The sequence below is a fragment of the Muriicola marianensis genome, assembly GCF_014638095.1.
Lineage (GTDB): Bacteria > Bacteroidota > Bacteroidia > Flavobacteriales > Flavobacteriaceae > Muriicola > Muriicola marianensis.
The window spans coordinates 1888773-1910492 of record NZ_BMFH01000001.1; the positions used below are offsets into that span (position 1 = coordinate 1888773).

Here is a 21720-nt window from a genome sequence, read left to right on the forward strand (position 1 = left end):
CAATTATGCGTATCTTAAGTGCTGAGACCAGGAAAATGAAGAATAACCGAAAGTGTCTGATTATGCTGATAGGCCTGTGGGCCATTGGTCTTGTCTTGTCCGCTCAGGAAGCCTCGAAGGACTACCCGGGGCAAGAACTTCCGGAACTTTTCAGGTCAGAATCACCCCTGCAACTAAGGCTGAGGTATTCTAACAAATCCCTGAAGCAGGACACCAATGACAGTACCTACCTGGAATCCATGATCTGGTCATCCCGGGGAGGTGGTTGGGATTCCCTGCCGGTAAGCCTGAGAGCCCGTGGCAATTTCCGAAGGAAGACCTGCTATTTTGCTCCTTTAAAGCTGAAATTCAGGAAATCGAAAACCCGCTCAACCCTGTTCGAAGGCAGCGAAAAACTAAAAATGGTGTTGCCCTGCCAACTCGATCGCAATACGGGGGATTACGTCCTGAAAGAATACCTTGCCTATAAACTCTACGAAACGGTAGCCCCCTACCATTTCAAAACCCGACTTGCTGAGGTATCTTTATTCGAAGAGCGAGGCAGACGAGAAGTCACTCATGAATTCTTTGGCTTCCTCATAGAGGATATGGACTTTCTATGTGAACGGTACGGGGGGCAGGAGCTCAAAAGGCTTGTCCACCCCCTTCAACATGATGACGAGGCTTCCGTGTTCAACGCCTTTTTTGAATTCATGATCGCCAATACGGACTATTCCACGAAACAGCAACACAACCAGAAACTCTTATTCACGGAGAAAAGGATCATCCCAGTACCCTACGATTTCGACATGTCGGGTCTGGTCAATGCCCCCTATGCCGCCGTAACCAATATCCAGAACCTCTCGGGTTCCATTACCCAGGTAACTGATCGAATTTACAAAGGGTATGAAAGGGACACGGAAATTCTCGAGGGGGTAAGGCGTGTATTTCTCAATAAACGTTCAGAACTGCTGGCCGAGTTGGATGAAATTGAACCTTACTTCCAGGACATGAGACAATTCCGTGAGGCCCAAAAATTCCTGCAAGCATTTTTCGAGATCCTGGAGGATGATAAGAAGTTCGAAAGGCAGATCCTGGATCGGCTAAGAACCCGCTAGACTCAGATTCTCGGGTTCTTCTCTGTCAATAAATTTACGGTAGTGGTCGTATCGCTGGAAGATCTGTTCCACGTACTGGAAGGGTTCCAGGCCTCTCACATACCCGTATTTGACCACTTCGTGATTGTAATTCTGAGGAAAGCTCAGGGCGAGGATCATCTTATCCACATGGCCGTCCCAAACCGTGTCTTTCAGACCGTTTACCTGCGCCAGGTTCTGGGCATCAACCACATGGCTGTAGCCGCAATTATAGGAGGCCATCGTAAATTTAATGCGCTGGATGGAATCGTTCACATGGGCAAAGTTATTGTATAACTGGGCCAGGTAGCGCGTACCTGCCCGGATCACTTCCCCCGCATCTGCCGTGGCGGTAACTCCCAGCTCTTCGGCTGTCCCGGGCATCAGTTGCATTATTCCTTTGGCGCCGGTCCAGGACTCGGCCTCGGGATCGAAGCGGGATTCCTGGTAGATAAGCGAGGCTAACAGCCGCCAGTCCCACCCCAGTTTCCTGGAATTCTCCTTGATGATGGGATCGAATCTGCTGATCTGTTTTTGGTTCAGGCTGTAAAACGGACTGTTGACCCTTCGTCTGAAACTCCTCTTATTTTTGAAGTATTTGTTGTAGATCACATAGTAATCGTCCTGCTTCTTCTCTTTGCCGATCCATAGGTTCGTGGCCTTTAATAATTGCCGGGATCCGGGGCGTAGCGCCCAGGCGATCCGCTGGGAAAAGCTAAGGGGGACCTCCACATCGAGGTCGGGATAATAAGACGCATTGATACCGGCCAGGTTCTTGTCGGCCAGGGTGTATTTGATCTTCCCATCGGCCACCATCTTGATGATCTCATCTGTCGTGATATTTCCCCCTAACGTATCGATGACGATCTCTCCCCCGATCTCCCTGGAGAGGTTTCGGATCCTTTTAAAATAAGATGAATTCTTTCTGACGGAAACCGTATCCCCGATGAGCTGTATGGGGTCGCTGATCATGGCTTCCCTAATCTGATCTCTGGTCATCTGGCGCCATCCCTTTGGTTTACGCTGAACGAGAACCTGTTCGGTGAGATAGAGGTGGTCCGAAAAGGCAACTTCCTGTTTGCGCTCGGCCGTGATAGCAAGGCCGTGGGCAACGATGTCTACCGAGCCTTTTCTCAATTCGTTGAGCATCTCATCCAGATCTCCGGAAACATGCAGCTCAAGTTCTACACCCAGGTCGTCGGCGAGCCGTTTAAGCAGCTCGTATTCATATCCCATAGCCTGGCCCCGGTACAGGAAATAACTGGTAGCGCTGTAGGCGATCAGTGCCCTCAACTTACCTTCCGCCTGAATCTCGGCAAGGTCCCGACGGGCTGCCAGTTCTCTCTGACTTTCTTCCCTGTCCCGCTTCAGATCCTTACAGGAGCCGAGTAAAAGGAAGAAGAGCAGCAGGTATCTCCAAAGATTTTTCATGATCCTATAGCGCTATGCCTGATAGGGCGGCAAAGCTGAGGTAAAATACTAAATTTTCGGAAATAACTATCTGAGTAAGAGGATGAGGGCGCCAAGGGCAGTGAGCAAAAGGATCATTTTTCGATAGAATCCTTCCCGGATCACTTTTACGAGCCTGACCCCCAAAAACAATCCCAGGGCTACTCCCGGCAAAAGCTTGGCGTTGACCAGCAGCGTCTCCGGGGTAATGGTTTCCCACACCAGGATGTGAAAGGGTAGTTTAAAGAGGTTGATAAAAAAGAAGACCCAGGCAGCCGTGCCGATGAATTCGTTCTTGGGCAGTCTCATAGCCAGGAAAAAGATGTTGGAAAAGGCTCCCGCCAGGTTGCCGATCATGGTGGTGATCCCCGCGAGTATACCCATGAACCCGGCAAAACTCCAGTGGGTGGGAACGACCTTGGAGCGGCGCAGGTCCCACCAGGTCATCATTCCCACGCTCGCCAGGATGACCACTACCATCCAGATCTTAAAGGTTTCTTCCGGCAGGTCATTACCCAGGATAACACCGATCACTACCCCCGTCATCATCCAGGGAAGGAACCTCCTGATATAATGCCATCGCGCGTGCTTGTTGTAGTAGATCACCGCAAATATGTCGCCCACTACAAAAAGAGGCACGAGCAAACCCGTAGAGGCACGGGCACCGAATGCAAGGGCCATCAGGGTGATAATGATGACGGCGATCCCCTTGATACCCGACTTTGAAATTCCCAGTACGACAGAAGCTGTAAAAGCGAGTATCCAGGAAGTGTAGCTGATTTCCAAGGCGATGGGTGTATTTCCCCTGAGTGGGTCAGATAAAGGTATCCCAAAAAATAATATCTTTAGCCACTGACCAATGGATGACCTTATGGAATTAAGCACCCTTGACTATGGTTTTATCATCGTCTTCTTTTCCACGGTACTGGCCATAGGGGTCATCGTTTCCAAAAAATCTGGCAAGAACACTTCCGAGTTCTTTCTCAGCGGGCGCACCATGCCTTGGTGGCTTTTAGGCCTGTCTATGGTAGCGACGACCTTTTCTACAGACACCCCCAACCTGGTAACAGACATTGTCAGGACCAATGGGGTCTCGGGAAACTGGGTCTGGTGGGCCTTTCTGATCACAGGTTTGCTGACTGTCTTTGTCTACGCCAAACTCTGGAGGAAGTCGAATGTAAACACCGACCTGGAATTTTATGAACTCCGCTACGGTGGTGCCGCGGCCAGTTTTCTCCGAAAGTTCAGAGCCATCTACCTCGGGGTCATCTTCAATGTGATTACCATGTCTGCCGTGACCCTGGCTGCTATCAAGATTGGTGGCATTATGCTCGGGCTCGAACCCTGGCAGACCGTGATCAGTGCCGGACTTATTACGGTTATTTTTAGTGCACTTGGCGGGTTCAAAGGGGTAGTCTATACTGATTTCCTTTTGTTCTTTGTAGCCATGTCCGGGGCCATTGGCGCTGCCTACTACCTGGTGAACCTGCCCGAAGTGGGCGGGATCGCTTCCCTGATGGCCAATGAACACGTCACCGACAAACTCTCCATCCTCCCCGATTTCAGCAACACCCAGGCCCTGATCACCCTGTTTATCATCCCCCTGGCGGTGCAATGGTGGAGTTCGTGGTATCCCGGGGCAGAACCGGGAGGAGGGGGTTATATCGCCCAGCGGATGCTCGCGGCCAAAAATGAGAATCACGCCATAGGAGCCACCTTCTTTTTTAACATCATGCACTACGCCCTGCGCCCCTGGCCCTGGATTCTGGTGGCCCTGGCCTCCCTGGTGATCTACCCCGACGTGGCCAGCATTCAGGAAGCATTTCCGACCATTGCAGATGACAAACTGGGTCACGACCTGGCGTATTCCGCCATGCTCACAAAATTACCCAGCGGTCTGCTGGGCCTGGTCCTCGCCTCTCTGATCGCAGCCTATATGTCTACCATCTCTACACAGCTCAACTGGGGGTCATCCTATATCGTTTACGACTTTTATAAGCAACAGATCAATCCCAACGCTTCGGAAAAGAGGCTGGTGGCAGTAGGTAGGATTTCCACAGTAGTCCTGATGGTTTTCAGCGCTGCCCTTGCCCTCCTGCTGCAGAATGCACTCCAGCTATTTGAAGTGTTGCTGGTTTTCGGGGCAGGGACCGGACTTATCTTTATCCTGCGATGGTTCTGGTGGAGGATCAACGCCTGGAGTGAGATCACGGCCATGTTTGCCTCCGGGATCATCTCCCTCCTCCTGAAACTAACCCCCGTAGGACCCTTCTTTTTCGCTCCCGGCACCGGGATATTTCCGGACTGGTCTGAATATATTTTTGTGGTGGTTATTACCACAGCTATATGGATGGCGGCCACCTTCCTTACCCAACCCGAATCCAAAGAGGTATTGAGGTCTTTCTATATGAAGATCCAACCTGGAGGCCCGGGGTGGGCAAAGGTGATCAGGGAAGCTGAGAAGGACCAGCAGAAGATTGTGACTACAGATGAAAAGTGGAGCGTCCCCTCAGGCATTACAGCCATGTTGTTGGGCTGTGTCCTGATCTATACCATCATGTTCTCTACCGGCTACTGGATCTACGGAAAATACGTTCCTGCAATAGTTCTCACCACCATAGCAGTGATCTCCGGATTTCTCCTCACCCGGGTCTGGAACAGGATGAAGGGAACCATATTATAAAGAAACATATATATGAAAGAAAGAATCATTTCGGTTGACATTTTCAGGGGACTCACTATCGCCCTGATGATACTCGTGAATACACCGGGTACGTGGGAGCATGTCTACCCCCCTTTGCGCCACGCAGAATGGCACGGCTATACCCCGACGGATCTGGTATTTCCGTTCTTCCTGTTTATCGTAGGGACCTCCATCGTCTTTGCCTATCGCAACAAGGAACCCAATGCGGCCACCTACAGGAAGATCTCTGTGCGCACCCTGAAACTCATCGGGCTGGGACTGTTCCTAGGGGCCTTTACGATTTCTTTTCCCTTCTTTCGGGATTTTTCTGAGATCCGTTTTCCGGGGGTACTCCAGCGTATAGGGGTGGTTTTCTTCTTTGCGGCCATCCTCTTCCTGAATGCCAACTGGAAAGCGCTTCTGGGGATCTGTATCACCATTTTGGTCGGATACTGGATCTGGCTGGGCTTTGTACCTTTTGACGGAGCCGCTCCCACCTTTGACAGGGCACCCAATAACTGGGCGAATTACATCGACCTGCAGGTTTTTGGCAGCCATATGTACAAGGATGACTACGATCCTGAGGGACTGCTAAGCACCTTGCCTTCCATTGCATCTTCCCTGCTGGGGATCTTTACAGGACTTGTTCTCATTTCAAAAAGGCCCAGAAAAGAGGTGATCATGTTGATGCTGGGTATCTTTATGCTGGTCTTAGGGTATCTGTGGGATACCGCCTTTCCCATCAACAAAGCGTTATGGACCAGCAGTTTTGTCCTGGTCACTGCGGGGTGGGCCAACATAGTTCTGGCTTTGATCTATTACCTCACGGATGTCAAAGGCCTACAGTTTGGCAGCATCTTCAAATACACAGGAGCGAATGCCATCACCGTTTACTTTCTCTCCAGTTTTATCACCAAACTGTTCTATTCCATAGAGGTTGCAGACGGGATGTCACTGCATGGCTGGTTGTACCAGAACATCTACGTGCAATCTTTCCTCTCAGGCGAGATGTCCTCCCTGTTGTACGGATTGACGGTCACAGGCTTCTATCTGCTGCTGGCCTGGTATATGTACCGAAAAAAGATCTTTATCAAGGTCTGAGTTTTGCTCATTGGGCTTCACGACGCCCAAAAGCCCATTTGAGGAAATCCGGAAAGACCTTCGCCCAGGTGGGCAGGTCGTGCTTGCCTCCTTCGATCTCCACATAGGTGATCTGCCCGGGATAAGAATACCCTTTGCTCTCCAGTTCCCTGATCAGGTCGAGTGTATCGTCTATGGAATCAATAATACCGTTGTGGTTGCGGTCTGCTTTCTCATCCAACGTGCCGCACTGGAACCAGAAGTTCAGGTGGGGAGCGTATGTGCCTTCTTTAACCATATCGAGGACGATCCTGCTCCGGTCCTCAGGGTCCTTTTTGGTATAGGCTTTCTTTCGCCACCAGAATGAACCGCTGAACACCCCGGCTTTGCCAAAGAGGTGGGGGTGGTTAAATACGATGTCGAAAGCCGAAAGCCCCCCCAGTGACATTCCGCAGTATACCCAGTCTTCCTTCCGGGAAGAAGCCCTGAATTCTTTCTTGAGGAATGGGATGAATTCCTCGGTCACAAAACGGGCGTACAACCCTGCCTTTTCACCCCGTCCCTTGTAGTCTGCCGTGCTGGCCGTACCGTAGTCGTGCATCCGGTTTTGATCAGTCTCCAGTCCGACGTAAAGGAAAGGCCTCATATTCTTCTGTGTGTAGGAACGGGTCAGGATCTTCTCCAGCCCCAGGGCTGTATAGTCCTGCCCGTCATTCATCAGCAGTACAGGGAAGTCCTTTTCGCCTTTTCGAAATGAGGGAGGTGCGATCAGCCTGAAATGCAGTTTTCGGTGTAAAATACGGGAAGAAAAAAAGCCTTTCAGGCTAATGTGGTCGACATGGAGAATCATCGGCTCATGCTAAAGGGGGCAAGTATAAGGAATCCGCTGAATTTAAGCGGGGTATAACAAAAATAAAATACCTTTGCCCGGCAAAAAATTATTGGTAAACTTAGAAAATTAGGTTACATTATCCTATGGCTTCCATGCAGTATATTCAATACTACTCCCATACGCTTGAAAGGAACATAAACCTGGAGATTACGGGGCATTGGGGATATCCCATTCTCATGTTTCCCTCCTCCTATGGCAGCTTTACCCAAAACAACGATTTCGGCCTTAATGGCTCGGTGATGAATTTTGTTGAGGAGGGCCGTATCAAGCTCTACAATGTGGAGACCCTGGACGGGATCACTTTCTATGCGGAGAATATGTCCTCCGAGGTGAAGATTCACAATTACGAGCTGTATATGCAGTTCCTGAAAAACGAGCTTATTCCCTATATACAGCAGGAATGCAACACCCACAGAATAGCGGTGGCCGGGGTGAGTTTTGGAGGATATCACGCAGGCAACACTGCCTTCCGATTCCCTGACCTGGTCTCCCACCTGTTCTCTATGTCGGGGGTTTTCAATATTCGTAACTTTGTACCCCTCTCCGATGATATGAGAATCTATTTCAATTGCCCTGATGAATTCATGCAGAACGAAGAGGGCTGGAAATATCAGCACATGAATATAGTGCTGAGTACATCCGACTGGGACAGCTGTAAGCCCAAGAATGAATACATGGCGGGAATCCTTCAATCTAAGGGGATTCCTTACTGGTACGACGAAAAAAAATGGATCGACCACGACTGGCCATTGTGGAAGATGGTTTTTCCAGAATACATCGGCCGATATTTCTAAACGAACTAAACACTATAAACAAGATGATCAAAAGAGTAGGAATTTTATTTGGAATGGAGGACACCTTCCCCTGGGCCTTTATAGACAAGGTCAACGAACTGGGGAATGGTAAGGTCGTCGCTGAACCGGTCATGATAGACAAGGTGCAGCAAGGGATAGATTACGGTTACCACGTGATCATAGACAGGATCTCACAGGAGGTTCCTTTTTACAGAGCCTATCTGAAGAATGCCGCCCTGATGGGCACCTGCGTGATCAACAACCCGTTCTGGTGGAGTGCCGATGAGAAATTCTTCAACAATTGTCTGGCCACGCAAATCGGCGTGCCTGTACCCAAAACGGTCCTCTTGCCTTCCAAGCACAGACCGGATGATACCACGGAAAGGTCTTTCAGGAACCTGAAAGCACCCCTTGACTGGGAATATATCTTTAATTATATCGGTTTTCCTGCCTATATGAAGCCCCATTCGGGAGGAGGTTGGAAAAGCGTATACAAGGTACACGATGCGGACGACCTTTTTGCCAAGCACGGGGAGACCGAACAACTTGTCATGATGCTGCAAGAAGAGATCGTCTTTGAGGATTATTACCGCGTCTATTGCCTGGGGCAAAAGTATGTGCACATCATGCCCTATGAGCCTAGGAACGAATTCCACCTGCGGTATGTGACCGAACCCAAGACCTCAGGAGCGGAACACCAGAAACTAATGAAGACCATCCACGACTACACCATCAAACTGAACAAAGCCCTGGGGTACGACTTCAATACGGTGGAGTTTGCGGTCAGGAATGGAATTCCCTATGCTATTGATTTCTGTAACCCTGCGCCGGATGCAGACATACACTCTGTTGGGGAAGGTAATTTCCGATGGATCGTGGAGCATGCGGCCAAGCTTGCAGTGGAAAAGGCACTAGAGCACAAGGAGAAGAAGAACAACAGTTCCTGGGGAACTTTTGTTAAGGAATGTGTGGCCCCGGCTGAGGTCAAGGCATCTAAACCTCCGCTTAAATCGGCAGCGGAAGCTAAGAAGACAGTGGTTAAAAAGACCCCGGTAAAATCTACCAGGGCTAAATCGACCCCTGCCAAGACTACTTCGACTAAAACAAAGAAGACAACGGCGAAAAAGGCCGAAGCCAAGCCCAAGGCTGCTCCGAAAAAGAAGAAATAAAGAACAAATCACTGAGACATGAATAAGTTCACCCTTGGTATTGAAGAGGAATTCCAGATACTGGACAGTGAGGCCTATACCCTTAGGTCGCATATGTCGAAGATCCTGGAAGGGGGGAAAGTCTTTCTGAAAGAGCGAATCAAGGAAGAAATGCACCAGGCCGTGATCGAGATGGGGACCAATATCTGCGAGAATATCAATCAGGCCAGGGATGAAGTGTCCTACCTGAGGCAGCAGGTTATAGAGCTAGCAGCCAAGGAGGGTTTGAAGGTAGGGGCAGCAGGCACACACCCGTTCTCCAATTGGAGCGACCAGCCCATCACGCCCAACCCCCGCTACGATGAACTGATAGCGGAGATGAAGGATGTGGCCCGGTCCAATCTCATCTTTGGCCTCCACGTTCACGTGGGGATCCCCAGCAGGGAAGAAGGGTTGCAGATTATGAATATCGCCCGGTATTTCCTGCCGCACCTATATGCGCTTTCCACGAATTCCCCGTTTTGGGAAGGAAGGGATACGGGCTTTAAGTCGTTCCGCTCCAAGATCTTTGACAAGTTCCCCCGGACGGGGATACCACCCTATTTTGCCAGCGTGGCGGAATATGACAAATTCGTCGATATCCTGGTCAAGACCCGCTGTATAGACAACGGAAAGAAGATCTGGTGGGACATCAGGCTGCATCCCTTTTACCCGACAGTGGAATTCCGGATTTGCGATATGGTCATGACCGTTGATGAGGTGGTTTGTATTGCTGCTCTGATGCAGTGCATTATTGCCAAGTTGCACAAACTGCACCAGAAGAATCAGAGCTTCCGTTCATACAGGAGGGTGTTAATAAATGAGAACAAATGGAGGGCAGCGCGCTGGGGAATCGAAGCCAAGCTGATCGATTTTGGAAAAGAAGAGGAAGTGCCCTTTGAGACCCTGATCCATGAACTGCTCGACTTTGTTGAGGACGTGGTGGATGAACTGGGCTGCAGGACAGAAGTGAACTACGTATACCAGATGCTGGAACAGGGCTCCGGAGCAGACCGGCAGCTCAAGGTCTACGAGGATACCAAGGACCTGAAGGAAGTTGTAAAATACATTGTTGAGGAAACGGGAAAAGGCTTATAAGCGATAGCAGGCTCAAACAGATATTCTACTACACCTGCGATAAAGAAAAGAATCACATGCAATACCATTATAGAATCGCCATTCTTGACATGAATGCCGGTCAGCCCAACGAGGGCATGCGCTGTATCAAGATGCTGGTTGAACAGTTTTTGGGACGGGACGATATCAAGGGGGATTACCGCATTTTTGACGTCAGGGTAAATCACGAGCTCCCCGAAGTGGAGGAATTTGACATTTTTATAGCCTCAGGAGGCCCGGACTCCCCCAAACCGGTCGGGGAACCCTGGGAAAAGAAATTCAATTGGTTCCTGGATTCGATCTATGATCACAACCTTCTGGAGGAAAACAAAAAGTACCTTTTCCTTATCTGCCATTCCTTTCAAATTGCCTGCCTCCACTGGAAACTTGCCAAGGTGAAAAGGAGAAAGTCTACGGCCTTTGGGATCATGCCGGTTCACAAGACCAAAAAAGGGAAGGAAGAATTTGTACTGGAAGGCTTACAAAACCCTTTCTATGCTGTTGACTCCAGGGATTACCAGGTAGTGAAACCCAGGAAAAAGCGATTTAAAAGCCTGGGATGCAAGGTGTTGTGTAAAGAAAAGAAAAGACCTCATGTTCCTTTGGAGAGGGCGGTAATGGCCATCAGGTTCTCCAAGGAGATCGTCGGTGTTCAATTCCATCCGGAAGCCGATTCTGAGGGGATGATGCGCTATTTTAAACGGGCAGATAAACGTGCGCACATTATCAAACACCATGGAAAGAAGAAATACGAGGATATGATGATCCATCTCGATGACGATGATAAGATCCTCCTTACCAACAGGACCATAATTCCAAGGTTCTTACAGCAGGCAGCCGATGCCATTGACCATCAAACCCCTGTATCCGTATGATATCCAAGGTAAGAGAATCCTTTAACGCTGGCTTTAAAGACGCCTATTACGAGGGGCTTCAACAAGAGGTCATGAAAACTTTTGGCGAACCCTGTCCCTTCCGTATTTCGGAGACCCCGGTGTTTATAGACAGGCAAATGAAGAAGAAGGTCATGGATGCCTGCGATGCCATTATAAGTCAGCTTGACCACCTCGATTTTGAGTCGGTGAGGCAGCGATTTATGCCAAAGCAGTTACAGTCACCAACTCACGTTGGGGAACCCCATTTTCTGGGCATCGATTTTGGGATCTGTGAGGATGAGAACGGGGAATTGAGTCCGCAGTTGATAGAGCTCCAGGCTTTTCCGTCCCTCTTTTTCTACCAGTCTTTTCTGGCTAAGGCCTTTTTAAAGAACTATCCCACCATACCAACAAAAGGTTTTCACTACTTCTTTGGAGGGCATACGGAAGAAACTTATCTCGAGACCATGCGAAAAGTGATAGTGGGGGATGAGGCTCCGGAACATGTCATCCTGATGGAGATATTCCCAAATGCGCAGAAGACCCGGATCGATTTCTGGGCGACGAAGCAGGCCCTGGGGATAGAGGTGGTATGTATGACCAAGGTTATCAAGGAAGGCAGGCAGCTGTTTTATGAAAAAGACGGACGAAAGATCCCTATCCGAAGGATATACAACCGGGTGATCTTTGATGACCTGTATCAGTTCAAAGACCTGAAGACCAACTTCAATATCTTCGATGACCTGGATGTGACCTGGATCACCAATCCCGACTGGTTCTTTATGATCTCCAAATGCATCATGCCTATGCTTTCCCACGAGAGCATTCCACAGTCGTACTACCTCGATGAGGTCCCTAAGGACATCGACCTTAAACAATTCGTGCTGAAACCCCTGTTCTCTTTTGCCGGAAAAGGCGTGAACCTTGAACCCACATGGAATTTGCTCAACACCATCAAGGACATGAAGAATTACATGCTTCAGAAAAAAGTGACCTATTCTCCTCTGATCAAAACCATGGGCGAGCGGAATTCCCGGGTTGAATTGCGGATCCTCTTTGCCAGGGATGAGAAAGAGGGCCGATTAAAACCCGTGATCAACCTCACCCGTATGGGGAAAGGCGGGATGATCAATGTGTCTCACAACACCAACGACACCTGGATAGGATCTTCGATCAGTTTTTTTGAAGAGTAATGATTGAGTATCCCGGTGGGATTACTTCCCCAGTAGCCGGGCAACGTACTTCCCGATCACGTCGAATTCCAGATTGACCCGGCTTCCCACCCGGTAGTGTTTGAATCGGGTGTGATCATAGGTATAGGGGATGATGGCCACACTAAACCGGTCGTCTTCAGAATCGACCACCGTAAGGCTGACCCCGTCTACCGTGATGGAACCTTTCTCAATGGTTACCTGTCCTTTTGCCGGGGTGTAGGTAAAGGTGAAGTACCAGCTTCCGTCCTTTTGTTCGATCTTGGAACATACAGCAGTTGTGTCTACATGGCCTTGTACGATATGCCCGTCGAGGCGGGTGCCGAGGATCATGGCCCGTTCCAGGTTCACCTGATCTCCATGGACCAGGTCGTCCAGGTTGGTTTTTAGCAGGGTCTCCTCAACGGCTGTAACGGTATATTCCTTCTTATCGATCCCTACAACGGTAAGGCACACCCCATTGTGAGCCACGCTCTGGTCTATTTTGAGTTCCGGGGTGATCTCAGAGGCTATGGTGAGGTGGAGGTTGCCCCCTTCCCTTTCGAGTTTAGTAATCTCCCCCAGGGTTTCGATAATTCCTGTAAACATGCCTTTTTAACTTTAAAAAAGAGGTTTTTTCCCTTCAGGAACGCCTTGGAAATCTTATTTTTGAAATGAATAAAATGTAGCCTTAGACGAACTTTTTCCGGGGCTCCAAAGGTACGGCAAAGTAAAGAGATATGAAGAAGGAAAGTGCGAATATTAAGGTAGGGATCTCGGTGGGAGACCTCAACGGGATAGGGTGTGAAGTGATCCTGAAGACCTTCGAGGACAGCAGGATGCTCGAACTGTGTACCCCGGTCATTTTCGCTTCCAACAAAACCATTTCCCAGCAGAAGAATGACCTCGGGATGGATATCACCTTTCACGGGGTAGACCAGGCGGCCCACGCAATAGATGGTAAGATCAATGTCGTCAATGTGTGGAAGGAAACCCCGAACATCCAATACGGGGTACCCACCCCCGAAGCCGGAAAGTACGCCATACGCTCCCTGAAAGCTGCGGTCAGGGCCCTCAAAAATGAAGAGATTGATTTATTGGTCACGGCCCCTATCAACAAAAAGAACATACAGTCAGACGAATTCAATTTTCCCGGACATACGGACTACCTGGCTCGTGAGCTGGGGGGCGAGAGCCTGATGTTCATGGTTACAGACAGCCTTAAAGTGGGGCTGCTAACAGACCATGTGGCCGTTAAGGATGTGGTCAGCAATATCAGCAGGGAACGGATCAGGGAAAAGATACTGACCATCGAAAAAAGCCTTAAAATGGATTTCGGGATTCGGAGACCCCGGATAGCGATGCTGGGTATCAATCCCCACAGCGGAGATGACGGGGTGATTGGGAAGGAAGACGACGAGGTGCTGAGACCTGTGATCCGCGAGATGACCGAACAGGGCAAATTGGTCTTTGGCCCTTATGCGGCGGACAGTTTTTTTGGTTCGGATACTTACAAACAATTCGATGCCATCCTCGCCGCTTACCACGATCAGGGGCTGATCCCATTCAAGACACTTTCCTTCGGGCAGGGGGTGAATTTCACTGCCGGCCTAAACAGGGTCAGGACCTCACCAGATCACGGAACTGCATATGAAATAGCGGGAAAAGGAAAGGCAGACCCCGGATCTTTTAAGGAAGCTGTATTCACGGGTATCTCCATCTACAGGAACAGGGATGAATACAAGGAGATCTCCAGTAACCCCCTGAAAAGACAAAAAGCAAAGGCTTCACAGGGAGCTTGATGGATTTTGGGCTGAATATGCGTGTAAAGCCCTAAATAATTGAGAAATAGGTTTGCTATTGGCAAAAAAAAAGTATCTTTGCACGCCTTAAACGATTGTACACAATGACGACGCATAAGGAATTTACAATTCCTTTTTCAGGACTAAAGTTGGGGGCGCACACGTTTGAGTATCAGATTGATAATACGTTCTTTGAGTCTTTTGAGTATGTTGAGTTCAACGCAGCGGATATCGTAGTAGAGGTCGACTTTAATAAGACGAGTACGGTGATGGAGCTCGAAATGAAGGCCCGTGGTACTGTAAACGTCGCTTGCGACCTGACGAATGAACCCTTTGACCAGGAAGTGACTGCTTCCCTGCCCTTGGTGGTGAAATTCGGGGATGACTACAACGACGAGGATGATGAGATCCTGGTAATCCCTCACGGGGAGCACCAATTCAACATCGCCCAGTACGTCTATGAAATGCTGGTACTGGCTGTTCCTCAAAAACGAGTACATCCCGGTGTGAAAGACGGGTCGCTGAAATCCGAGGCCCTGAAAAAGCTCAGGGAATTACAACCAAAAGAATCGAAGACTGATAAAGATAATACGGATCCCCGATGGGATGCATTAAAAGATTTACTAACGGATAAATAAGTTTCGCGATGGCACATCCAAAGAGGAAAACCTCCAAAACCAGAAGAGACAAAAGAAGGACACATTATAAAGCTGTGGCACCCACACTGGCAAAAGACCCAACCACAGGGGAAATGCATTTGTACCACAGGGCCCACTGGCACGAAGGTAAATTGTACTATCGCGGCCAGGTGCTGATCGACAAAGCAGAGGAAGCTTCAGCCTAAGTTCTCTCTGAACAGATAAGACTCCCATTCTGATAAATGGGAGTTTTTTTATGGCTGATCCACTCAAGTGCAAAAACCTCGTTATATGGGAAAAAGTCATAAAAAATCATTATTTTTCACAACTTTTGGAGCATTTTTAGAGGATTCCGATAAAAAACGCTTGATAGCATGACCAAGATTACAGCAGCGATCACAGCTGTGGGGGCCTACGTGCCGGACTACAGATTGACCAACGAGATCCTCGAGACTATGGTGGACACCACCGACGAATGGATCACCACCCGCACGGGGATAAAAGAAAGAAGGATACTGAAGGACAAGGACAAGGGGACTTCGTATCTGGCGATCAAAGCTGCTGAAAACCTTCTGGAAAAATCGGGTGTAGACCCAAAAGAAATTGACCTGGTGCTGTTGGGGACCGCCACGCCCGACATGCCGGTAGCTTCCTCAGCGGTCTACGTCGCGACGAAGATAGGGGCAGTAAATGCATTTGCCTATGACATTCAGGCCGCCTGTTCCAATTTCCTGTACGGGATGTCAACAGCGGCTCGTTTCATCGAATCCGGAAAATATAAAAAAGTACTCCTCATAGGAGCGGATAAAATGTCCTCCATCCTCGATTACACAGACAGGACCACCTGTATCATCTTTGGAGATGGAGGGGGAGCGGTCCTGTTTGAACCCAATACGGAGGGATATGGCCTCCTGGATGAATACCTGAGGTCTGATGGATCCGGACGGGAGTTTTTAAAGATCGATGCAGGGGGTTCCCTATTGCCTCCCTCAGAGGAGACAGTAAAGAACAAACAACATTACGTGTTCCAGGACGGGAAGTCTGTTTTTAAGTTTGCGGTTTCCAATATGGCCGATGTGGCTGCCCGGATCATGGAGAGGAATAATCTCACCCATAGTGACGTCCAATGGCTGGTTCCCCATCAGGCGAATAAACGCATCATCGATGCGACAGCCAACCGAATGGGGCTTGAACCTTCCAAGGTGATGATGAATATTCAGCGGTACGGCAATACGACCTCGGCAACCTTGCCGCTCCTGCTCAGCGATTATGAAAAGGAATTGAAAAAAGGAGACAACCTGGTCTTTGCTGCCTTTGGCGGCGGATTTACCTGGGGTGCCATATATTTAAAGTGGGCATATAACTAACGAGAACTAATCAAATACGAATTCCATGGATATCAAAGAGATTCAAAGTTTAATCAAGTTTGTGGCTAAGTCAGGGGCCAGTGAGGTAAAACTGGAAACGGACGACATCAAGATCACAATCAAGACAGGGCCGTCAGGCACCGGTGCAGAGACTACTTACATCCAGCAGATCCCTGCTGCGGTTGCACAGGCTCCGGTTCAACAGGCACCTGCACCGGCTGCACCGGCCGCTGAAGCCGCGCCGGCGAAAAAGGAGGAAGACTCCAAGTACGTCACAATCAAATCGCCTATCATCGGCACATTCTACAGGAAACCTTCTCCTGATAAACCTGCTTTCGTGGAGGTTGGAGATACCGTCGGTGTTGGAGATGTGCTCTGTGTGATCGAAGCCATGAAACTCTTCAACGACATCGAATCCGAAGTTTCCGGTAAGATCGTGAAGGTCCTTGTGGAGGATTCTTCCCCGGTTGAATTCGATCAACCTTTATTCCTGGTAGACCCGTCCTAGTTTTTGTACTAAGGCCAACTCCCGCTGAGGAGTGCTGACTAACCAGAAGTAATTCAAACGTAGCTGAATATGTTTAAGAAAATACTTATTGCGAACAGAGGAGAGATCGCCCTCAGGATTATCCGTACCTGTAAAGAGATGGGGATCAAAACAGTGGCTGTGTATTCCAAGGCAGATGAGGAAAGCCTGCACGTTCGCTTCGCCGACGAGGCCGTTTGTATCGGCCCGGCACCCAGCAGCGAATCCTATCTCAAGATCCCGAATATCATCGCCGCTGCAGAGATCACCAATGCTGATGGGATACACCCTGGATATGGATTCCTGTCCGAAAACTCCAAATTCTCGAGGATCTGTGCAGAGCACGATATCAAGTTTATCGGGGCCACAGGGGAACAGATCGATAAAATGGGAGACAAGGCAACGGCCAAGGAAACCATGAGAAAGGCGGGAGTGCCATGCGTGCCCGGATCCGAAGGTATCCTTAAGGATGTGGCAGATGCGAAGAAGACAGCCAAAAAGATCGGGTATCCCGTTATGATCAAGGCCACAGCAGGTGGAGGAGGAAAAGGAATGCGCGCCGTGTGGAAGGAAGAAGACATGGAAGCCCATTTTACCAGTGCCGTAAAAGAGGCTACTGCAGCCTTCGGTAACGGAGGGATGTACATGGAAAAGCTCATAGAAGAACCCCGCCATATCGAGATACAGGTTGTTGGAGATCAGTTTGGTAAGGCCTGTCACCTGTCTGAGCGGGATTGTTCCATCCAAAGACGTCACCAGAAACTCACCGAGGAGACCCCCTCTCCCTTTATGACCGACAAGCTAAGGGAAGAAATGGGGAAAGCAGCGATCAAGGCTGCCGAGTATATCAAATACGAAGGTGCGGGAACTATCGAATTCTTGGTAGACAAACACAGGAAATTCTACTTCATGGAGATGAATACCCGTATACAGGTGGAGCACCCGATCACAGAACAGGTGGTCGACTACGACCTCATCAGGGAGCAGATCCTGGTAGCAGGGGGTGTTCCTATCTCCGGGAAGAACTATTATCCGAAGCTACACTCCATTGAATGCCGGATCAACGCGGAAGACCCGTACAACGGTTTCAGGCCTTCTCCCGGCAAGATCACGACCCTGCATACCCCGGGAGGTCACGGAATTCGGCTCGACACCCACGTGTACAGCGGGTATACCATTCCGCCCAATTACGATTCCATGATCGCGAAGCTGATCACCACTGCCCAGACAAGGGAAGAGGCGATTAACAAGATGAGGCGTGCCCTGGATGAATTTGTGATCGAGGGAATCAAAACTACGATCCCCTTCCACAGGCAGTTGATGGACCACCCTGATTATATCGCCGGTAATTACACCACAAAATTCATGGAAGGGTTCAAGATGAATCCGGAACCAGAAAACAACTAAATTGAACTCCGGCTTTGTCCGGAGTTTTTTATGCCGATGAACCTCAGTCACTGGGAGTACGATACTTGGTTTAAGGAGATCGATTTTACGATCGTAGGCAGTGGGATCGTAGGTCTTTCCTGTGCCCTTGAGTTAAGGAGGAAATTCCCTGACTCGAAGATCCTTATCATTGAAAAAGGCATACTCCCTCAGGGAGCGAGCACAAAGAATGCGGGATTTGCCTGTTTCGGGAGCATTTCAGAAGTGCTGGACGACCTTCGGACACACACCCCTGAAGAGGTCGCTGAACTTGTCCGCAAAAGATGGGAAGGGATACAATTGCTCAGGGCAACCGTAGGCGATCGCGCGATGGATTATCAGCAGTTAGGAGGGCATGAGCTCTTCCTGAAAAAGGATCACGAACTCTTTTTGGAATGCGAAGCAGCTCTCGAAAGGATCAATACCCTGCTGCAACCAGTGTTCGGTCAGCCCGCTTTTAAACTAAATCCCAACACGTTTGGTTTTCAGGGGATAGAGGCCTCAGTGATCACCAATGAGCTGGAAGGGCAGATCCATACAGGGATGATGATGAATGCGCTGCTTTCCAAGGCACAGGCATCAGGGATACACCTGCTGAATGCCACGGAAGTCCTCGATTTTGAGGAATATGACGGGGCAGTACGTGTGTACCTGCGGGGCATGGACTTTACAACTAATAAACTACTGATAGCTACCAACGGTTTTGCGGGTAGATGGACGGAGGACGTAAGGCCTGCAAGGGCACAGGTATTGGTCACCAAGCCTATTCCCGGATTAAAGATCAAGGGGACATTTCACCTGGATAAGGGGTATTATTATTTCAGGAATGCAGGAGACAGGATTCTCCTTGGGGGAGGGCGAAACCTCGATTTCAAAGGGGAGGAGACGGAGGAGTTCGGCCTCACAGATAAGATACAGGATCAGCTGCACACCCTTCTGAAAGAGGTTATACTTCCCGGAATTCCGTTCGAGGTAGACCGAAGGTGGAGTGGGATCATGGGGACGGGCCCTTTAAAAAAACCCATAGTGCTCAAAAGATCAGACCGTGTCGCCTTTGGGGTTCGGCTGGGGGGAATGGGGATCGCTATCGGAAGCAGTGTGGGCAAAGAACTGGCCGGCCTGGTGCAGGCTTCTTGACTTCCGGAATCCGTATCACAAGGCGAAGGTCTCCGAAAATATGTATTTTAGGAAGCAGTAATCAAAATTTACTCACCGGGAACCCGTGGAAATACTCTATCTGATCATTGCGGTAATTTGCATCGTCCTGCTGACTACCCGGCTTAAGGTTCATCCTTTTCTCGCCCTGTTGATCATTTCCATAGCCTATGGAATCTTTTCAGGTATGCCCCTGGAAGATATCGTCCTGGCCATCAATGAGGGATTTGGGGGGACTCTGGGGAAAATAGGATTGATTATCGTCCTGGGGGTCATTATCGGCGCCTTCCTGGAACACACGGGAGGAGCCAGGACCATTGCCATGAAGGTACTGGGCCTGATCGGGAAAAAACGAATACCCCTTGCCATGGGGGCCATTGGCTATATCGTCTCAATCCCCGTCTTTGCAGACAGCGGCTTTATGCTGTTACATCCGCTGAATAAAGGCCTTAGCAAGAGGGCCGGGATCTCTCTGGCCGGAGCCGCCATTGCCCTGGGATTAGGGCTTATGGCCTCACATACCATGGTGCCTCCCACCCCGGGCCCTATCGCCGCGGCTGGGATCCTTCAGGCTAACCTCGGACTGGTCATCGCCCTCGGCATCCCCGTGAGCCTTATCGCCCTGACGGCAGGGATCTTTTTTGCCACGAAATACGCTTCCCGAACCTATATTAGCCCTGAGTCAGAAGAGGAACAAACCGAGGCCGTGGAAGAAGAAGTAAATGATGCTCCCGGTATCTGGAGATCGTCCCTGCCTATTGTCATCCCCATCCTCCTTATCGTCCTTAAGTCGGTTCTTTCCACAGGCGAAACAGAGACAGCCTCCTGGGTTTTCAGGGGGATCAGCTTTCTGGGTGAACCTGTGATCGCCCTCCTGATAGGAGTTTTCCTATGTCTCTTCCTGCCAAAAAAGTTACACCTCGATATGCTCTCCTCCACGGGATGGGTGGGAAAGGCGATCAAAGACGCGGCATCCATCCTGATGATCACGGGGGCCGGGGGGATCTTCGGCACCGTATTGCAGATGTCCGGGATCGCCGAATTACTCGGCCTTGCCCTGAAAGACCTGAACATGGGAATATTCCTTCCCTTTATACTGGCTGCGGCCCTGAAGACAGCACAGGGGTCCTCAACAGTGGCCCTGGTCACTACCGCATCTATCCTGGCACCCATGATGACTTCCCTGGGGTACGAGTCTGAAATTCAGAAGGCGCTGGTCGTGGTGGCCATAGGCTCAGGTTCGGCCATGGTCTCCCATGCCAATGACAGCTTTTTCTGGGTGGTCACACAGATGAGCGGGATGAATGTAAAAACGGGATACAGATTATTTGGCCTGGGAACGGCTGTGCTCGGTATTACCGGAGCTGTGGCCGTTTTCATCGCCTCCCTGATCCTCACCTAGGGAAGTTCTCTCAGGCGTTTGTTGATAGTTTCAATGGATACGTTCAGGTATACCTTTGCATCTGGTTTAAGGGGTTTTTCGGAATGAAAAAAGACCTTGCCGTCTTCGGTTTCTCCCTCCACCAGAAAATAACTTCCCATGGGATACAATCTCTTTACCCGGGTCTTCAAACCAGAAGAATTGGCCACCTTGAATTCGTGCGCATAGACTATGATGTCTTTTTTCGCGTCACCATAGGGTTTTAGCAAGGTGATGGGAAGGATATTAGCCTCTCCAAACAGGCTGGCAACGTAGAAATTGGCGGGAGATTCGTATACTTTTTTCGTTTCTCCATTTGTGAGCAGGGTCCTGTCCTTAAGCACCAGGATGCGGTCTGCAAAGGGCAGGACATCCAGGTGGTCGTGGGATGCTGTGATGCAGGTGATCTTCTCCTCCTTCAGGTATTGGAAGAGGTTGCGCCTCAGGCTGCTCTTCCTGAAATTATCTATATGGCTGAAGGGCTCGTCCAGGAGCAATAGATCAGGCTTCTGGGCAAGTACCCTGGCAAGGGCTACCCGTTGCTGCTGTCCTCCGCTTAAATTCTTGACCATGTTTTTTGCCTCAGCTGTCAATTCGATCATCTCCAGCAAATCCTCAGTCCTTTCCTTTAGCCGTTCAGGGTAGAAAACTGAGAGGTATTCACTGATGTTCTCTGCCACTGTGGTATAGGGCATCAGGTCGAGTTCCTGGGAGAGGTACTTCATATAGGATTCCCCCGGGACGAGTTTGTACAGAGGGCCTCTTACCTCCTCCTGATTCCAGCTGATCTTTCCCTGGGAAGGGGTCAGTATTCCGTATATGAGCTTCAGAAGGGTGCTTTTCCCACATCCGCTTTCACCCATCACAGCGACGTGCTCTCCCTTCTCAACGGCGAAAGAGATATCTTCCAGGACGTCGGCGGTCTGGTAGGAAAAGGAGAGGGCCTCTACTTGCAGCATACGGGGGTATTTAGGGGACACAAAAAATCCGTCTCTGAAGAAACGGA

At 49.8% G+C, this 21720-nt stretch carries 20 protein-coding genes and 1 pseudogene; 16 read left to right on the forward strand and 5 right to left on the reverse strand.

The features are described from left to right. Positions 1-62 precede the first annotated feature (62 nt). Positions 63-1097 (forward strand): hypothetical protein, encoded by a 1035-nt coding sequence (locus IEV19_RS08535; RefSeq protein WP_194419545.1) that lies wholly within the window; start codon positions 63-65, stop codon positions 1095-1097. Here IEV19_RS08535 and IEV19_RS08540 read toward each other — a convergent pair. Beyond that, positions 1083-2546: an MltF family protein gene (locus IEV19_RS08540; protein WP_188370232.1), complete on the reverse strand. Its 1464-nt coding sequence runs from the start codon at positions 2544-2546 to the stop codon at positions 1083-1085. The genes IEV19_RS08535 and IEV19_RS08540 overlap by 15 nt on opposite strands. Before the next feature lie 66 nt (positions 2547-2612). Next, complete coding sequence (locus IEV19_RS08545; RefSeq protein ID WP_188370233.1) at positions 2613-3350, reverse strand: sulfite exporter TauE/SafE family protein; 738 nt, start codon at positions 3348-3350, stop codon at positions 2613-2615. An 85-nt stretch (positions 3351-3435) separates the two neighbouring features. On the opposite strand from IEV19_RS08545, the gene IEV19_RS08550 reads away from it, so the two are divergent. Both IEV19_RS08550 and IEV19_RS08555 read left to right on the forward strand, forming a co-directional pair. After that, positions 3436-5247 carry a sodium:solute symporter family protein gene (locus tag IEV19_RS08550; RefSeq protein ID WP_188370234.1) on the forward strand — a complete coding sequence of 604 codons (1812 nt, stop codon included), beginning with the start codon at positions 3436-3438 and terminating at the stop codon, positions 5245-5247. 12 nt (positions 5248-5259) lie between these two features. Next, positions 5260-6348 carry an acyltransferase family protein gene (locus tag IEV19_RS08555; protein ID WP_188370235.1) on the forward strand — a complete coding sequence of 363 codons (1089 nt, stop codon included), beginning with the start codon at positions 5260-5262 and terminating at the stop codon, positions 6346-6348. Positions 6349-6355: 7 nt separating this feature from the next. Here the strand turns inward: IEV19_RS08555 and IEV19_RS08560 are convergent, their stop codons facing one another. Continuing rightward, entirely contained in the window at positions 6356-7177 is an 822-nt protein-coding gene (locus tag IEV19_RS08560; RefSeq protein ID WP_188370236.1) for an alpha/beta hydrolase, read from the reverse strand. Between the two features lie 134 nt (positions 7178-7311). Between IEV19_RS08560 and IEV19_RS08565 the strand changes: the two genes are divergently transcribed. The 5 genes and pseudogenes from IEV19_RS08565 to IEV19_RS08585 all read left to right on the forward strand — a co-directional run bounded on the left by IEV19_RS08565 (position 7312) and on the right by IEV19_RS08585 (position 12384). Continuing rightward, positions 7312-8013 (forward strand): alpha/beta hydrolase-fold protein, encoded by a 702-nt coding sequence (locus IEV19_RS08565; protein ID WP_229732516.1) that lies wholly within the window; start codon positions 7312-7314, stop codon positions 8011-8013. A 23-nt stretch (positions 8014-8036) separates the two neighbouring features. Continuing rightward, positions 8037-8984: pseudogene (locus tag IEV19_RS08570) on the forward strand (ATP-grasp domain-containing protein); the annotation flags it as partial. Positions 8985-9200: 216 nt separating this feature from the next. Continuing rightward, entirely contained in the window at positions 9201-10298 is a 1098-nt protein-coding gene (locus tag IEV19_RS08575; RefSeq protein ID WP_188370239.1) for a carboxylate-amine ligase, read from the forward strand. Between the two features lie 56 nt (positions 10299-10354). Next, complete coding sequence (locus IEV19_RS08580) at positions 10355-11191, forward strand: type 1 glutamine amidotransferase (protein WP_188370240.1); 837 nt, start codon at positions 10355-10357, stop codon at positions 11189-11191. Next, the gene (locus tag IEV19_RS08585; RefSeq protein ID WP_188370241.1) at positions 11188-12384 is read left to right on the forward strand and encodes a hypothetical protein; all 1197 of its coding nucleotides are present in this window, start codon (positions 11188-11190) and stop codon (positions 12382-12384) included. The genes IEV19_RS08580 and IEV19_RS08585 overlap by 4 nt, the downstream gene beginning before the upstream one ends. A 21-nt stretch (positions 12385-12405) precedes the next feature. On the opposite strand, the gene IEV19_RS08590 is transcribed toward IEV19_RS08585, so the two are convergent. Next, positions 12406-12990, reverse strand: a complete 585-nt coding sequence (locus IEV19_RS08590; protein WP_188370242.1) for a riboflavin synthase — start codon at positions 12988-12990, stop codon at positions 12406-12408. Positions 12991-13121: 131 nt separating this feature from the next. Here IEV19_RS08590 and pdxA point away from each other — a divergent pair, with 131 nt between their 5' ends. The 8 genes from pdxA (at position 13122) to IEV19_RS08630 (ending at position 20696) form a co-directional block, all read left to right on the forward strand. Further along, positions 13122-14183: a 4-hydroxythreonine-4-phosphate dehydrogenase PdxA gene (pdxA, locus tag IEV19_RS08595; RefSeq protein ID WP_188370243.1), complete on the forward strand. Its 1062-nt coding sequence runs from the start codon at positions 13122-13124 to the stop codon at positions 14181-14183. A 104-nt stretch (positions 14184-14287) separates the two neighbouring features. Beyond that, a complete protein-coding gene (locus IEV19_RS08600; protein WP_188370244.1) occupies positions 14288-14821 on the forward strand; it encodes a YceD family protein in 534 nt (177 codons plus the stop codon). An 8-nt stretch (positions 14822-14829) separates the two neighbouring features. Further along, positions 14830-15027: a 50S ribosomal protein L32 gene (gene rpmF, locus IEV19_RS08605; protein ID WP_188370245.1), complete on the forward strand. Its 198-nt coding sequence runs from the start codon at positions 14830-14832 to the stop codon at positions 15025-15027. A 168-nt stretch (positions 15028-15195) separates the two neighbouring features. Beyond that, complete coding sequence (locus IEV19_RS08610) at positions 15196-16188, forward strand: beta-ketoacyl-ACP synthase III (RefSeq protein WP_188370246.1); 993 nt, start codon at positions 15196-15198, stop codon at positions 16186-16188. Positions 16189-16213: 25 nt separating this feature from the next. Beyond that, positions 16214-16696 carry an acetyl-CoA carboxylase biotin carboxyl carrier protein gene (gene accB, locus IEV19_RS08615; protein ID WP_188370247.1) on the forward strand — a complete coding sequence of 161 codons (483 nt, stop codon included), beginning with the start codon at positions 16214-16216 and terminating at the stop codon, positions 16694-16696. A 69-nt stretch (positions 16697-16765) separates the two neighbouring features. Next, complete coding sequence (accC, locus tag IEV19_RS08620; RefSeq protein WP_188370248.1) at positions 16766-18121, forward strand: acetyl-CoA carboxylase biotin carboxylase subunit; 1356 nt, start codon at positions 16766-16768, stop codon at positions 18119-18121. A gap of 36 nt (positions 18122-18157) precedes the next feature. Next, positions 18158-19276, forward strand: a complete 1119-nt coding sequence (locus tag IEV19_RS08625; protein WP_188370249.1) for an NAD(P)/FAD-dependent oxidoreductase — start codon at positions 18158-18160, stop codon at positions 19274-19276. Between the two features lie 85 nt (positions 19277-19361). After that, the gene (locus tag IEV19_RS08630) at positions 19362-20696 is read left to right on the forward strand and encodes a GntP family permease (protein ID WP_188370250.1); all 1335 of its coding nucleotides are present in this window, start codon (positions 19362-19364) and stop codon (positions 20694-20696) included. Here IEV19_RS08630 and IEV19_RS08635 read toward each other — a convergent pair. After that, positions 20693-21673, reverse strand: coding sequence for a sulfate/molybdate ABC transporter ATP-binding protein (locus tag IEV19_RS08635; RefSeq protein ID WP_188370251.1), 981 nt, complete (start codon positions 21671-21673; stop codon positions 20693-20695). The two genes, IEV19_RS08630 and IEV19_RS08635, sit on opposite strands and share 4 nt — an antisense overlap. Positions 21674-21720 lie beyond the last annotated feature (47 nt).

Bases quoted from the DNA above. Each gene is read 5' to 3' on its own strand.
- IEV19_RS08575 (WP_188370239.1), top strand. From the start codon at position 9,201: ATGAATAAGTTCACCCTTGGTATTGAAGAGGAATTCCAGATACTGGAC.
- IEV19_RS08565 (WP_229732516.1), top strand. From the start codon at position 7,312: ATGCAGTATATTCAATACTACTCCCATACGCTTGAAAGGAACATAAAC.
- pdxA (WP_188370243.1), top strand. From the start codon at position 13,122: ATGAAGAAGGAAAGTGCGAATATTAAGGTAGGGATCTCGGTGGGAGAC.
- IEV19_RS08585 (WP_188370241.1), top strand. From the start codon at position 11,188: ATGATATCCAAGGTAAGAGAATCCTTTAACGCTGGCTTTAAAGACGCC.
- IEV19_RS08600 (WP_188370244.1), top strand. From the start codon at position 14,288: ATGACGACGCATAAGGAATTTACAATTCCTTTTTCAGGACTAAAGTTG.
- IEV19_RS08635 (WP_188370251.1), bottom strand. From the start codon at position 21,673: ATGCTGCAAGTAGAGGCCCTCTCCTTTTCCTACCAGACCGCCGACGTC.
- IEV19_RS08555 (WP_188370235.1), top strand. From the start codon at position 5,260: ATGAAAGAAAGAATCATTTCGGTTGACATTTTCAGGGGACTCACTATC.
- accB (WP_188370247.1), top strand. From the start codon at position 16,214: ATGGATATCAAAGAGATTCAAAGTTTAATCAAGTTTGTGGCTAAGTCA.
- IEV19_RS08560 (WP_188370236.1), bottom strand. From the start codon at position 7,177: ATGATTCTCCATGTCGACCACATTAGCCTGAAAGGCTTTTTTTCTTCC.
- IEV19_RS08610 (WP_188370246.1), top strand. From the start codon at position 15,196: ATGACCAAGATTACAGCAGCGATCACAGCTGTGGGGGCCTACGTGCCG.
- IEV19_RS08625 (WP_188370249.1), top strand. From the start codon at position 18,158: ATGAACCTCAGTCACTGGGAGTACGATACTTGGTTTAAGGAGATCGAT.
- IEV19_RS08590 (WP_188370242.1), bottom strand. From the start codon at position 12,990: ATGTTTACAGGAATTATCGAAACCCTGGGGGAGATTACTAAACTCGAA.
- IEV19_RS08550 (WP_188370234.1), top strand. From the start codon at position 3,436: ATGGAATTAAGCACCCTTGACTATGGTTTTATCATCGTCTTCTTTTCC.
- accC (WP_188370248.1), top strand. From the start codon at position 16,766: ATGTTTAAGAAAATACTTATTGCGAACAGAGGAGAGATCGCCCTCAGG.
- IEV19_RS08535 (WP_194419545.1), top strand. From the start codon at position 63: ATGCTGATAGGCCTGTGGGCCATTGGTCTTGTCTTGTCCGCTCAGGAA.
- IEV19_RS08540 (WP_188370232.1), bottom strand. From the start codon at position 2,546: ATGAAAAATCTTTGGAGATACCTGCTGCTCTTCTTCCTTTTACTCGGC.
- IEV19_RS08580 (WP_188370240.1), top strand. From the start codon at position 10,355: ATGCAATACCATTATAGAATCGCCATTCTTGACATGAATGCCGGTCAG.
- rpmF (WP_188370245.1), top strand. From the start codon at position 14,830: ATGGCACATCCAAAGAGGAAAACCTCCAAAACCAGAAGAGACAAAAGA.